12 protein-coding genes are annotated in these 13,742 nt (G+C 31.4%); 10 read left to right on the top strand and 2 right to left on the bottom strand.

Features of this window, described 5'->3' with window-relative positions; genetic code table 11:
* Positions 1-126: 126 nt before the first annotated feature.
* The 10 genes from AC2I98_RS03050 to AC2I98_RS03005 all read left to right on the top strand — a co-directional run bounded on the left by AC2I98_RS03050 (position 127) and on the right by AC2I98_RS03005 (position 9,472).
* Positions 127-1,893: an AMP-dependent synthetase/ligase gene (locus AC2I98_RS03050; protein ID WP_486413160.1), complete on the top strand. Its 1,767-nt coding sequence runs from the start codon at positions 127-129 to the stop codon at positions 1,891-1,893.
* A gap of 127 nt (positions 1,894-2,020) precedes the next feature.
* Positions 2,021-3,796 carry an AMP-dependent synthetase/ligase gene (locus AC2I98_RS03045; RefSeq protein WP_486413159.1) on the top strand — a complete coding sequence of 592 codons (1,776 nt, stop codon included), beginning with the start codon at positions 2,021-2,023 and terminating at the stop codon, positions 3,794-3,796.
* 69 nt (positions 3,797-3,865) lie between these two features.
* Positions 3,866-4,399 (top strand): STM3941 family protein, encoded by a 534-nt coding sequence (locus AC2I98_RS03040; RefSeq protein WP_486413158.1) that lies wholly within the window; start codon positions 3,866-3,868, stop codon positions 4,397-4,399.
* 27 nt (positions 4,400-4,426) lie between these two features.
* Complete coding sequence (locus AC2I98_RS03035; RefSeq protein ID WP_486413157.1) at positions 4,427-5,734, top strand: DEAD/DEAH box helicase; 1,308 nt, start codon at positions 4,427-4,429, stop codon at positions 5,732-5,734.
* Positions 5,735-5,746: 12 nt separating this feature from the next.
* Positions 5,747-6,043, top strand: a complete 297-nt coding sequence (locus AC2I98_RS03030; RefSeq protein ID WP_486413156.1) for a Dabb family protein — start codon at positions 5,747-5,749, stop codon at positions 6,041-6,043.
* Between the two features lie 181 nt (positions 6,044-6,224).
* Positions 6,225-6,986 carry a type I methionyl aminopeptidase gene (map, locus tag AC2I98_RS03025; protein ID WP_486413155.1) on the top strand — a complete coding sequence of 254 codons (762 nt, stop codon included), beginning with the start codon at positions 6,225-6,227 and terminating at the stop codon, positions 6,984-6,986.
* Between the two features lie 6 nt (positions 6,987-6,992).
* Positions 6,993-7,292 (top strand): hypothetical protein, encoded by a 300-nt coding sequence (locus AC2I98_RS03020; protein WP_486413154.1) that lies wholly within the window; start codon positions 6,993-6,995, stop codon positions 7,290-7,292.
* A gap of 207 nt (positions 7,293-7,499) precedes the next feature.
* Positions 7,500-8,072, top strand: coding sequence for a YceI family protein (locus AC2I98_RS03015; RefSeq protein ID WP_486413153.1), 573 nt, complete (start codon positions 7,500-7,502; stop codon positions 8,070-8,072).
* A gap of 26 nt (positions 8,073-8,098) precedes the next feature.
* Positions 8,099-8,917: a 4,5-DOPA-extradiol-dioxygenase gene (gene ygiD / locus AC2I98_RS03010; protein ID WP_486413152.1), complete on the top strand. Its 819-nt coding sequence runs from the start codon at positions 8,099-8,101 to the stop codon at positions 8,915-8,917.
* Between the two features lie 36 nt (positions 8,918-8,953).
* Complete coding sequence (locus AC2I98_RS03005) at positions 8,954-9,472, top strand: YceI family protein (protein ID WP_486413151.1); 519 nt, start codon at positions 8,954-8,956, stop codon at positions 9,470-9,472.
* A gap of 53 nt (positions 9,473-9,525) precedes the next feature.
* Here AC2I98_RS03005 and AC2I98_RS03000 read toward each other — a convergent pair whose 3' ends face one another.
* Positions 9,526-10,995, bottom strand: coding sequence for an alanine/glycine:cation symporter family protein (locus AC2I98_RS03000; RefSeq protein ID WP_486413150.1), 1,470 nt, complete (start codon positions 10,993-10,995; stop codon positions 9,526-9,528).
* Between the two features lie 233 nt (positions 10,996-11,228).
* Positions 11,229-13,568 (bottom strand): ATP-dependent helicase, encoded by a 2,340-nt coding sequence (locus tag AC2I98_RS02995; RefSeq protein ID WP_486413149.1) that lies wholly within the window; start codon positions 13,566-13,568, stop codon positions 11,229-11,231.
* Positions 13,569-13,742 lie beyond the last annotated feature (174 nt).

Raw genomic sequence — 13,742 nt, 5'->3', positions numbered from 1 at the left:
TTTGTCTAATTTACAACGCATTCTATTATTTTCATTCACTATAAATTCTAAATTTTTATTAAAGAAAGACGTTTTTCTTTTCTGAAACCGAGAAATAGTCGAAATTTGTACTCTTATTTCAAGAAAATGAAACAACCACAAAGAGTATTCGATTTACCTCGATTTCAAGAAAAAAATACACCTAATATTTCGATTTTTAATTACAAAGAAAATGATGAATGGAAGGGAATTTCAACAAAAGATTTTATCAATCGAGTAAATAATATTTCAAAAGGTCTTATTGCAAATGGTGTTCAGCCAAATGATAAAGTTGCTTTGATAAGTGAAAATCGGTTGGAATGGAATTTAGTAGATTTTGCAATTCAACAAATTGGCGCAGTAGTTGTAGCAATTTATCCAAATATTTCAGACAACGATTACGAATTTATTTTGAATGATGCTGAAATCAAACTGTGTTTTGTAAGCAATGATTTCTTGTACCAACGTTTGTTAGGAATAAAAGATCGTATTCCAAATCTTGAACAAGTTTATACATTTAATACTTATCCGCATACACCAAATTGGATTGAGCTAGTTTCGAAGGGAATTTCTATTTCTCATGATGTTTTACAAACAAAAATGGACAACGTAAAATCGTCAGATCTAGCCACCTTAATTTACACTTCTGGAACAACAGGAAATCCGAAAGGTGTAATGCTTTCACATGATAATTTATTGGCAGATGTAAATAGCTCTGAATATTCATTTCCTGTTGAAGCCTATGAGAAATCATTATCTTTTTTACCAGCGTGTCATGCATATGAGCGTGTATTTCAGTATGTATATATAAAAATGGGGTTATCTATTTATTATGCGCAATCAATGGATACAATAGGACAGGACATGAAAGAAGTTCAACCTCATATTTTTTCTGCTGTTCCTCGTGTATTAGAAAAAGTGTATGATAGAATTATGTCAAAAGGAGAAGAATTAAGCGGTATTAGTCGTAAACTTTTCTTTTGGGCAATTTCATTAGGAGAAAAATATGATTTAGATGAATCTAGACTTTCTACATGGTATAAATTTCAATTAATAATTGCTCGAAAAATAATCTTTTCTAAATGGAAAGCAGCGCTTGGAGGTAATGTAAAAGGAATCGCATCTGGAAGTGCAACATTACAAACAAGATTATTAAAATTATATTTAGCTGCTGGAATTCCAATTTACGAAGGTTATGGCTTAACAGAAGCTGGACCTTGTTTATCAGTAAACTGTATTAAACGTGGAATGAAGATTGGTACAGTTGGTTTACCTTTGATTGACATTGAAATTAAATTAGCCGAAGATGGAGAAATTCTTGCAAAAGGAAAAAATATCATGCAAGGATATTATAAAAACCCAGAAGCAACTGCAGAAGTTTTAAAAGATGGTTGGTTGTATACAGGTGATATTGGAGAATGGGTTGATCATAAATTCTTAAAAATTATTGATCGTAAAAAAGAAATGTTCAAGACATCTGGAGGAAAATATGTTGTCCCACAACAAATTGAAAAAATATTATCAGAATCTAATTATATAGAACAATTAATGGTTGTTGGAGAAGGACGTAAATTTCCTTCAGCATTGGTTATTCCTTCGTATGAAAAATGCTTAGAATGGGCAAAATTAAATGAGATTTCTTTAATAAATCTGCCTCGACAAGAATTTTTAACTCATCCAAAAATATATGAATTAATTGGAAATGAAGTCAATAAATTAAACGTTAATTTTGGAAATTGGGAAAAGATCAAAAAGTTTCATTTATTACCTTATGAATTCACAATAGAAGCTGGAGAATTAACACCAACGCTTAAAATGAAACGAAAAGTAATTTCAGAAAAATATAAAAAAGAAATTGATAATATTTATCTTTAAATCAATCAATTTTTTAGAAGATAATCAAGCAAGATTTTTAATTGAATCTTGCTTTTTTGTTTAAATAAATCTGATTTTAGAAAATTTTGCACCAAATTTGCACTCTTTTTTACAAAGTTTGATAACGATGAATAATCCTACAAGAATTTTTGACTTAGCCTATCGTCAACAAGAACTATATCCAGATCATAATATGTTCTCAACAAAAGTTGATGGTGAATGGCAATTTACTAAACCAGCCGAATTTATAGCTCAAACGAGAGAAATTTCGAAAGGTTTGTTGGCTCTCGGAGTAAAACCAGGAGATCGAGTAGGACTTGTATGTGAAAGTCGTTATGAATGGCATATGATTGACTTTGCTATTCAGCAAATTGGTGCGGTTGTAGTTGCTATTTATCCAAATATTACAGATTTTGAATATCAATTTATCTTTAATGATGCAGAAATACGATTATGCATAGTAAGTACTAAAAATTTGTACGATCGTATAAACAAAATGTTTGGAACGATTTATAGTTTGGAATATGTTTTTGCGATTAATGAATTTCCAGATTCAAGAAATTGGGCAGAATTAAAAGAGATCGGTAAAAATATTACAGACGAATATGTCAATAATCTTAGTTCTACAGTTCGTAGTACCGATTTAGCCACGTTAATTTATACATCAGGAACAACAGGAAAACCTAAAGGAGTGATGTTGTCTCATAGTAATTTAGTTTCCAATTTTATTGCAGCAAAAGAAATTGTAGATTTAGAACAAGGTGCTCGAGGTTTAACTTTTTTGCCTCCGTGTCATACGTACGAAAGAACTGTAATTTATACGTATTTATACATTGGAGTTACGGTTTATTTTGCGGAAGGATTTGAAAAAATAGGTGATAATATAAACGAGGTTAAGCCAGATATTATGACAGCCGTTCCTCGTATTATGGAAAAAGTTTACGAAAAAATTCTAAAAACAGGTAGTTCGTTAACAGGTAAAAAACGTAAAGTTTTTTATTGGGCGATAGAGATTGCATCAGAATATGAACCTGATTCAAATAAACGAACATTGTTTTATAACGTAAAACTTGCTTTAGCACGTAAGTTGGTTTTAAATAAATTTTACGAAGCTTTAGGAGGTAATTTTAAATATATAATTTCAGGTAGCGCTTCGTTGCAAGGAAAAATTGCACGTATTTTTATGGCTGCTGGATTACCTTTTTTCGAAGGTTACGGAATGACAGAAACATCACCATTGATCACAGTTAATAATCCGCACAAATTAGGAGTTCGAATCGGAACAGTAGGTTCTCCTATAAAAGATGTAAAGGTTAAACTAGCAGAAGACGGAGAAATATTGGTTCAAGGTCCAAATGTAATGATGGGCTATTATAAAAATCAAAAAGCGACAGATGAAGTAATTATAGATGGTTGGATGCATACAGGTGATATTGGAGTTTGGGAAGAGGGAGAAGGACACTTTCTTAAAATTATTGACCGCAAAAAAGAAATGTTTAAAGTTTCTGGTGGTAAATACGTTGTTCCTCAACCTATCGAAACAAAACTTGTAGAGTCTAATTTTATAGAACAGGCAATGGTTATTGGTGATGGACAAAAGTTTGCTTCAGCGTTTATAGTACCTAATTATGTCAACCTAAAAGAGTGGGCAAAAGAAAACGCACCAGAAATAGTAAACCTTTCTCGAGAAGAATTTATTGCATCTCAAGAAGTTCATAAATTAATTAACCAAGAAGTTAGAAAAGCTAATCAGTTTTTTGGAAATTGGGAGCAAATTAAAAAACCTGCTATTTTAGCACATGAATTTACAATAGAAGGAGGAGAATTAACGCCAACTTTAAAGTTAAAACGAAAAATGATTCTTAATAAATATCAGAAAGAATTTCAAGAAATTTTTAATTAATTCTATAGAAAAGAGCTTTTATTCCGAAAGCTCTTTTTTAATTCTATATTTTTGTAAAAACAAAATCAGTTGAATTCAGTTAAAGTTTACACAAAACAAACAAGTAATTGGGGATTATTATTCGGTAGTCTTTTATTTTTTGCTTGTTCAATTTATTTATTTCTAAATGCCAATCAAGTTAATTCTCCACAAACTGCAAAAATTATAAGTGGAATTTTATTTGTTCCAAGTCTACTATTAATCATAATTTCGATCAAGAAGTTGATGAAAAAACAATTGGTTTTACTAATTGATAAAAAAGGAATCGTTTACAAACCTTCAAATCATTTAAACTATATTGAATGGAGAAAAATTTTAGAAATTGAAGAATTGAAATTACCTCGACAACGCATGATAAATATAAAAGTAATTGATGCTGACATCTTTATCAAAAACGAAACTCAAAAATTTCTACAAACACGAATGATGTTTTGGCACAAAATGTATGGAGCTGTGGTTTCATTTGATGCAAATACGTTAGATAAAAATCATTTCGAAATTATGAATCTTTTCGATGAATTTATGGAAGATTATAAGATTTCTACAACTTCAAAAAATGATTAATTCGAAAGAATACGTTAATTTTGCAAAATGCAAATCGATTTACTTTATAAAAATTTAGGCATTAAAGATATGAATGCGATGCAACGCTCAGCATTCAAAATGTCCGAAAATCAACGAGATTTAATTCTATTATCACCAACAGGTTCTGGAAAAACATTGGCTTTTTTATTTCCAGTTTTAAGAGATTTAAAGCCTGAAGCAAAAGGTGTACAAACCTTAATTTTAGTTCCTGCGCGTGAGTTAGCTTTACAAATCGAAACAGTTTTCAAATCAATGAAATCTGATTATAAAGTAACATGCTGTTATGGTGGACACAATACAAAAATTGAGCAAAATACATTACTTGAAGCTCCAGCAGTTTTAATTGGTACTCCGGGAAGAATTGCATATCATTTACGTAACGAAAATTTTGATCCGTCAACTGTTCAAACTTTAGTTTTAGATGAGTTTGATAAAGCTTTAGAACTAGGTTTTCAGGAAGATATGAGTTTTATTGTTGAACAACTTTCAGGTTTACAACAACGCATATTAACTTCTGCAACAGAAATGGAAAACATTCCAGAATTTGTTGGTTTGAATGATGAAAAAATCGTAAGTTATTTAAAACAAATCGAAGTAAAACCAGATTTACATATGAAATTGGTGAATACAATTTCAGAAGAAAAATTGGATACCTTATTTAATTTGATTTGTAAAATTGGTAATAAAAGAATGTTAATTTTCTGTAATCACCGCGATGCCGTAGATAGAATTAGCAATTTATTGCATGAAAAAGGAATTGCACGCGAAAGTTTTCATGGAGGAATGGAACAAGACGAGCGCGAGCGAGCTTTACTAAAATTCCGTAATGATTCTGTTCGTGTATTAATTACGACAGATTTAGCTGCACGTGGTTTAGATATTCCTGAAGTTGATTCTATTATTCATTATCAATTACCAGCAAAAGAAGCGGCGTTTATTCATCGAAATGGACGTACAGCTCGTATGAATGCGAAAGGTTTTGTGTATTTAATTATCAGTAATGAAGAGCATTTTCCGTTTGTAAACGAAAATTTAGCTGTCGAAAATTTAGGTGGTACATATAAAATTCCAGAAAGAACACCTTATCAAACGATTTATATCTCTGCAGGAAAAAAAGACAAAATCAATAAAGTAGATATTGTTGGATTCTTATTCAAGAAAGGAGAATTAGAAAAGAACGATGTCGGAATTATCGAAGTAAAAGATACGACTTCTTATGTAGCGATTAATCGTAAAAAAGTACCAGATATTTTGAAAAAATTAAATGGTCAAAAAATAAAAAATAAGAAAGTAAAAATGCAAATTGCATACTAAAAATAGATTTTTATGTTAGCACACCATGTATTGTTTTGGTTAAAAGATGATGCCACAGAAGAAGAAGTGAAGATATTTCATCAAGCTTTGAAAGATTTAGAACCAATTGCTCCTTCAGCTTTTTTTCATGTTGGTACGCCAGCAAATATACAAAGAGACGTGATTGATGCTTCTTATTCGTTTTCGTTGTTTGCAGCTTTCGAAACAATGGAACAGTTTGAAACGTATCAAAAACATCCTCAACATATCGAGTTTTTGAATGGACCAAATAAATTAGCAAAACGAGTTTTAATCTACGATGCTGATTAAGTAAAATAAAAAAACCTCTATCAATTTTGATAGAGGTTTTTATTTGCAAATAAATAATACATGCTAGAGTTAAAGTATTTAATGATTATTACGAATTTCTATTAAAATAAACGAATAATAGCAAGAAATACTCGTAAATTTGCAAATGATTTCAGACTTCGAAATCAATAGAATTTAAGCAATGATTATAGAGACAGAAGAAGAGTTAATCGGAATGAAAAAAGTCAGCGAAGCTGTAGCCGTTACTCTTAAAGAGATGAAAGATTATGTAAAACCTGGAATGTCAACAAAGGAATTAGACGATTTTGGAGCAACTATTATGAGTAAATTTGGGTGTAAATCAGCACCTTTCGAGACTTATAAGTTTCCTGGTTATACGTGCTTAAGTGTAAATGAAGAAATTTGTCACGGAATTCCGAGAGCTGATAAAATCTTAAAAGAAGGAGATGTTATAAATATTGATGTTTCTGGAGAATTAGGAGGTTTTTGGGCAGATAATGGAGGTTCTATTGTAGTTGGTGAGGATGTAAATGGGTATCAAAAAATTGTAGATGCGTCGATTTCTGCACTTCAAAAAGCAATAGCTGCTGTAAAATCTGGAGTTAAAATAGCTGATATTGGTGGAATTATTGAGAAAGAAGCAAAAAAACATCATTATCATGTGATCGAAAATTTGACAGGACATGGGGTAGGACGTTCGTTACACGAAGAACCGTTAGATTTATTGAATTTTAGAGATCCAGATGATAAACGCCGTTTCCGCAAAAATTCGGTAATTGCTTTAGAAACTTTTATTTCAGAAAATTCGTATGAAGCAATTGAACAAGCTGATGGATGGACAATGATAGGAAATGCTCCAGGTGTTTTTGCGCAACACGAACATACTGTTTTAGTGACTTCTGAAGGTCCTATGATTTTGACACATATGAATGGTAATTGGTAAAATTATATGAAAAAAAACGATTATATTAAAGTAGACCGTGAAGTGGTCAAAAAAATGAGTGAAGATATTCAGGCTTATTTAGTAGAAAATAATCTTGAACGTGTTAAGACAAAAGACATGATGCCTTTTTTAATTGAGAAAGGGTATTTTCCTCACGATAGAAAAAAAGGTTACCCTCTACGTCAAATATTGACAGATTTAAAAAAATCAGAGGAATTACATTTACTTCCTCAAGCAACTCCAGAATATTTGGAAGTTGAGAATAAAAAAACTTCAACTTACTGGTATTTTAGTCCAGTAAAATAATATGATAAGCACTTCAAACGAAGTGCTTTTTTCATATGAATAAATTGTATACACTTTTTTTTTGGAATATTAATTGATACATTTTATTCATAGATTTTAATTGTAACAAAATTAATTTCATTTATTGATTTACATCAATGCTTGTCGCTTCTCAAGCTTATAACTTTGCATCATCAATAAATAATAAAAGATTTAAAATTAAACAAAATGAAAAAATTATTATTCACGTTAATGTTATCAGCAGCATCAATGTCTGCATTTGCTCAAAACTATACAAATGATAAAGCACACTCAAAATTAGGATTTTCTGTATCTCACATGACAATTTCTGACGTTGAAGGACAATTCAATAATTTTGATGTTCATTTAAACTTTACAAAAGAGGATTTAAGCGATGCTAAATTTCATGTAGTAGCTGATATCAACTCAATCAACACAGGAATTGAAGCACGTGATAATCATTTAAAATCTGCTGATTTCTTTAATGTAGCAAAAAGTTCAAAATTAGAATTTTCATCAAAAGGAATTACACGTGTTAAAGGAAATCAATTAAAAATGGTTGGTGATTTAACATTAAATGGAATTACTAAACCAGTTACATTAAAATTAGTTTACAACGGAAGTATCAACAATAATGGGGTTAAAACGTACGGATTTACAGTAAAAGGTGATGTAAAAAGAAGTGACTTTAATATTGGAGGGAATTTCCCAGAAGCAATCGTAGGTGATGTTGTAACATTAACATCTAACTTAGAGTTTGCCGCACTAAAAGCTAAATAATAAATTAAAATAACACTATAAAAATCGTGGATTACAATACTTTAAAATCAATAACTTCAAGTTTTTCTACAACAGAAAAAATGCCAGTTTTATTTTTAGGACATGGCTCTCCGATGAATGCCATCGAAGAAAATATTTTTGTTGAAGGCTGGAGAAATATTGGTAAAACGATTCCTAAAGCAAATGCAATAATATGTATTTCTGCTCACTGGGAAACGAAAGGTACTAAAGTTACAGCTTTGCAAAAGCCAAAAACGATTCACGATTTTTATGGTTTTCCTCAAGCATTATTCGATGTTCAATATCCGGCTCCAGGAAGTCCAGAATTAGCAAACGAGGTCAAAAATTTAATTAAAACTTCAACAGTTGATTTGGATCAAATGTGGGGTTTTGATCACGGTTCTTGGAGTGTAATTAAATTTTTGTATCCAAATGCTGATATTCCGATGATAGAGTTGAGTTTGGATGTTTTTAAAACACCAAAAGAACATTACGAGTTGGCAAAAGAATTAGATGCTTTTCGTAATAAAGGTGTATTAATTGTAGGTAGTGGTAATGTTGTTCACAATTTGAGAGCATTAAATTGGAATGAACCAAACACAGGTTATGACTGGGCTTACGAAGTAAATGATTCATTTAAAAATATTGTTGAAACTGGTCGACACGATGAATTGTTCAATTTTGTACAAAAAGGAAGTGCTTTTAATTTAGCAGTTCCATCAATGGAACATTATTTGCCTTCTGTATACACATTAGCATTACAAGGAAAAAACGAAGAAGTAACAATTTTTAATGACAAATTAATTTATGGTTCATTAGGAATGTTATCATTCAAAATAGGATAAAATCAAACAATTTAAATAACAATAAAAACAAACATTATGGCAACAAAATGGAATTTAGATCCTTCTCACTCAGAAGTACAATTTAAAGTAAAACATATGGTGATATCTACGGTAACAGGGAGTTTTGATAACTTTGAAGCGTCTGTAGAATCCGATGATAATAATTTTTTAAATGCAAAATTTGATTTTGCAGCTCATGTAGGTACAATCAATACAAAAAATTCTGATCGTGATAATCACTTAAAATCTGATGATTTTTTTGCCGCAGAACAGTTTCCAGAAATGAAATTTGAAAGTACCTCAGGAATCCAAAATGGAAAAATTGAAGGAACGTTAGAAATTCGTGGTGAAAAGAAACCAATTACTTTAAATGCTGATTTTGGAGGTGTAATTACAGATCCATATGGTTTTACACGCGCAGGGTTTGAATTTTCAGGAGAAATTAACCGTAAAGATTTTGGATTAGGGTGGAGCCAAGTAACTGAAGCTGGAGGTTTAGTAGTGTCTGATAAAGTGAAATTATTAGTTAACTTAGAGTTTACACAAGCTCAATAAGATTAAATTTTAATATACAAAAAGCCACTTTATTTAAAGTGGCTTTTTGTATTCTATTTAGTTTTATTTTTATTTTCCCAGAAAGTAGCATTTTTAATACCTATTTCTAAAGGATTAAAATCAGGATTTTTAATTCCTTTTTTACGTTTATCTTTATAATCTTTCCAAACTTTAAGACCAACTCCACTTAATAACAAAATAGCAATAATATTTACCCAAGCCATTAAACCTACACCAATATCACCAATCGCCCAAGCTGTTTCTGCAGTTTTTATTGTTCCATAATATGTAGCGCATAAGAAACAGACTCTCAAAATCCAAACATAAACTTTTCTGTTTCCTTTCTTGAAAATATATGTAATGTTTGTTTCCGCATAATAGTAATAAGCCATAATTGTTGTAAAAGCAAAGAAAAATAATGCAATGGCAACAAAACTATTTCCAAATGAAGGAAAGTGACTTGATACTGCAGCTTGTGTAAAACCTGTATAATCTACACCAGGAAGATTTTGTGTTATGAAACTACCAGCTTTTTCAGGATGATTTACATTGTATTTTCCTGTAAATAAAATCATAAAAGCAGTTGCTGTACACACAAACAACGTATCAATATAAACAGAAAAAGCTTGCACTAAACCTTGTTGTGCTGGATGATTAACTTCGGCAGCGGCTGCTGCATGAGGTGCAGTTCCTTGACCAGCTTCGTTCGAATATATTCCTCTTTTTATTCCCCAAGCAATTGCGGCACCAAATACTCCGCTGTATAATGATTCTTGGTTAAATGCAGAAGAAAAAATTAATCTTAGAACCGATGGAATTTGGTGGAAATTCATTCCAATAATAATAAGAGCCATTAAGATGTAAGCTCCTGCCATAAACGGTACAATGAACTCTGATGCTTGTCCTAAACGTTTAACTCCACCAAAAATAATCAATGCCAATAATCCGATAATAACGAAACCAACAATATTAATAGGTATTCCCATAAAATCATATATAGGAATATCAAAAGCATTGTTTAGTGCAGATGAAATACTATTAGATTGTACTCCTGGTAATAATAAGCCACAACTCATTATTGTAATAATAGCGAATAAAACTGCGTACCATTTTATTCCTAATCCTTTTTCGATGTAATATGAAGGACCACCTCTGTATTCTCCGTCTATTTCTTGCTTGTATACTTGTCCTAATGCAGATTCTATAAAAGCAGAAGCACTTCCTAGAAAAGCAATAAACCACATCCAAAAAACAGCTCCAGGTCCACCCATAGCAATTGCTGTAGCAACACCTACAATATTTCCTGTTCCAACACGACCAGAAATTGCTAGTGAAAATGCTTGAAAAGGAGTAATTCCCTTATCTGATTTTTCACCACTAAATAATAGTCGAACCATGTCTTTAATGTAAACTATTTGTAAGAATCCAGTGCGTATTGAAAAATATATTCCAGTTAATGCGCAAAGTCCAATAAGTGCATACGACCAAACGTAGCTACTTATGACGTTGATGATATCATCCATTTAATAAATAATTTTGTTCTTGTGTTTAATTGTGGTGCTAAAATGCTAAAAAATTCTTAATAATAAGTTCTAATCTGTTTATTTATTCGAAAAAATATATCATAAGATTAATTTTATTCTATATTTTAAATGTAATTTATGTAAAGTTTTAGTTTAATATAAATTATTTAAAATATTTAATATCAATAAAAAAAGACTACAATTTATTTGTAGTCTTTTATATAGATTTGATTTTATCGAATCACTTTAAGTTTTGCAAAATTTAAGAGTAATTTCTTTTCACCAGCGTTGTCAAAATGAATAATTGCTTTCATATCCGAAGGTTCTCCTTGTAAATCTTTTACAACACCTCTTCCAAATCGATCATGAACAACAACTTGTCCAATTTGTAAACCTTGTGCATTAGCAGGTGAAGAACCACTGCTTTTGGTTTGGTTTACAGGTTTGAAATTAGCTTTTGGTTGAGATGGCTCTACACGTGCACGAGGATTTTGTCGAGCAACAGATTTTTCTCTTTGTTGATACTGTTGTGGAGTTGGTTCATCTCCAAAAATATCTGAAGATAATCCGCTATTATTACTTGTTCTTGCAGAAATATTTAGATTCTTCCATTCTAGGAAACTATCATCTATTTCTTCTAAGAAACGAGAAGGTTCACAATCGATGATTTTACCCCAACGAAAACGTGAGACAGAATACGTCATATACGCTACTTTTTCTGCACGAGTTAATGCTACATAAAACAAACGACGCTCTTCTTCTAACTCAGCGCGAGTATTTACGCTCATCATAGATGGAAAAAGATTTTCTTCTAAGCCTGCAATAAAAACAACAGGAAATTCCAAACCTTTTGCCAAGTGAACAGTCATCAAGTTAACTTTATTGTCGTCATCTTCTTCGTTATCAGCATCAGTTGCTAAAGCAATATTTTCTAAAAATCCACCCAAAGAAGCGTCTCCTTCATCTAATTGTTGCTGTTCTTCAACATATCCTTGAATAGAGTTTAACAACTCTTGAACGTTTTCTAAGCGTGATACACCTTCTGGTGTAGAATCTTCTTTTAAAGCATTTAATAGTTGTGTCGTTTTCGCCATTTCCATCGTTACTTCGTACACGTCATGCGATTTTAACATCACTTGGAAACGCTTAATCATCAACACAAAATCATTCAGTTTGTTTGCTGTTCCTGCATTTATACCAATTGTTGGCGCATACATAGCTATATTTTCAATCAAAGAGAATAAACTCAATTGATGTTGATCTGCTGCAACCAAAAGTTTAGAAATAGTTGTTTGACCAATTCCTCTTGCAGGATAATTAATCGTGCGCAACAATGCTTCTTCATCATTCTGATTAATCAATAGTCGCATATAGCCAACCATATCTTTAATCTCTTTTCGCTGATAGAAAGAAGTTCCTCCATAAACACGGTATTGAATTCCTCTTTTTCGTAAGGCTTCTTCTAATGCACGAGATTGCGCATTGGTGCGATATAAAATAGCAAAATCTTTTGGTTGAAGATGTTCATTTATTTGTCTTTCCCAAATCTGAGTAGCAATAAATCGTGCTTCATCAGCATCAGAAAGACCGCGATAAATGGCAATTTTTTCTCCAGTTTCATTAGCTGTCCAAACGTTTTTCTCTAATTGATCTTGATTTTGCTTGATAATTTGATTCGCAGCTTCAACAATCATTTGTGTAGAACGATAATTTTGTTCAAGCGGATACAATTTTGCATCTGGATAATCCGATTTGAACGATAAGATATTTCGAATATTCGCACCACGGAAAGCATAAATAGATTGTGCATCATCACCAACAACACAAAGGTTTTCGTAACGAGAAGCCAATGCTTTTACAATTAAATACTGAGAGTGATTGGTATCTTGGTACTCATCCACCATTATATATTTAAAACGTTCTTGATATTTTGCTAAAACTTCAGGGAAACGTGTCAAAATTTCGTTGGTACGCAACAATAAATCGTCAAAATCCATTGCACCAGATTTGAAACAACGATCAACATAAGCTCTATAAATATCACCCATTCTAGGTTTCATAGCTTCGTTATCTGCTTCAATTAAAGCTTGATTGTTATGATATGCTCTTACCGTAATTAAGTTATTTTTGTACTGAGAAATACGCCCCAAAACTTGCTTTGGTTTGTAAATATCTTTATCTAAATGCATTTCGTTGATAATTTTCGTCATTACCGAAACAGCATCTTGTTGATCGTAAATTGTGAAATCAGATGGATACCCCAATAAAGGTGCTTCTACACGAAGTATTCGAGCAAAAACAGAGTGGAAGGTTCCCATCCAAAGTGATTTTGCATTAGATTCACCAACAACTAGCCCAATACGTTCTTTCATTTCACGTGCAGCCTTATTGGTAAAGGTTAACGACAAAATATTAAACGCATCTACACCTTTATTTAATAAATGAGCAATTCGATAGGTTAAAACTCTTGTTTTCCCAGAACCCGCACCCGCAATTACCATTACAGGACCTTCGGTTGCTTCTACAGCTAATCGCTGTGGTTCGTTTAGTTTATCTAAATAATTTTCTTCCATCGTGTGCAAAGTTAACCTTTGTCGTGTAAAGGATAAAATAATTTTCAAAAGATTATATTACATTTGTTTTAGCATTATTGATTAATTTATGGGATTATAGAATAATGTTATGAATAGATAGAAAATTCATACTAATTGTAGAATTTATCGTTTCTTTCGTATAGAAATAATCCC

This window comes from Empedobacter sp. EJD.6dd (assembly GCF_057369435.1).
Note: the sequence above shows the minus strand (reverse complement) of the source record. Positions and strands in the feature narration are given on the sequence as shown.

What these genes read in the sequence shown, in the direction of transcription:
- AC2I98_RS03050 (WP_486413160.1), top strand. Translation starts at nt 127, where the DNA reads ATGAAACAACCACAAAGAGTATTCGATTTACCTCGATTTCAAGAAAAA.
- AC2I98_RS03045 (WP_486413159.1), top strand. Translation starts at nt 2,021, where the DNA reads ATGAATAATCCTACAAGAATTTTTGACTTAGCCTATCGTCAACAAGAA.
- AC2I98_RS03035 (WP_486413157.1), top strand. Translation starts at nt 4,427, where the DNA reads ATGCAAATCGATTTACTTTATAAAAATTTAGGCATTAAAGATATGAAT.
- AC2I98_RS03030 (WP_486413156.1), top strand. Translation starts at nt 5,747, where the DNA reads ATGTTAGCACACCATGTATTGTTTTGGTTAAAAGATGATGCCACAGAA.
- map (WP_486413155.1), top strand. Translation starts at nt 6,225, where the DNA reads ATGATTATAGAGACAGAAGAAGAGTTAATCGGAATGAAAAAAGTCAGC.
- AC2I98_RS03020 (WP_486413154.1), top strand. Translation starts at nt 6,993, where the DNA reads ATGAAAAAAAACGATTATATTAAAGTAGACCGTGAAGTGGTCAAAAAA.
- AC2I98_RS03015 (WP_486413153.1), top strand. Translation starts at nt 7,500, where the DNA reads ATGAAAAAATTATTATTCACGTTAATGTTATCAGCAGCATCAATGTCT.
- AC2I98_RS03005 (WP_486413151.1), top strand. Translation starts at nt 8,954, where the DNA reads ATGGCAACAAAATGGAATTTAGATCCTTCTCACTCAGAAGTACAATTT.
- AC2I98_RS03000 (WP_486413150.1), bottom strand. Translation starts at nt 10,995, where the DNA reads ATGGATGATATCATCAACGTCATAAGTAGCTACGTTTGGTCGTATGCA.
- AC2I98_RS02995 (WP_486413149.1), bottom strand. Translation starts at nt 13,568, where the DNA reads ATGGAAGAAAATTATTTAGATAAACTAAACGAACCACAGCGATTAGCT.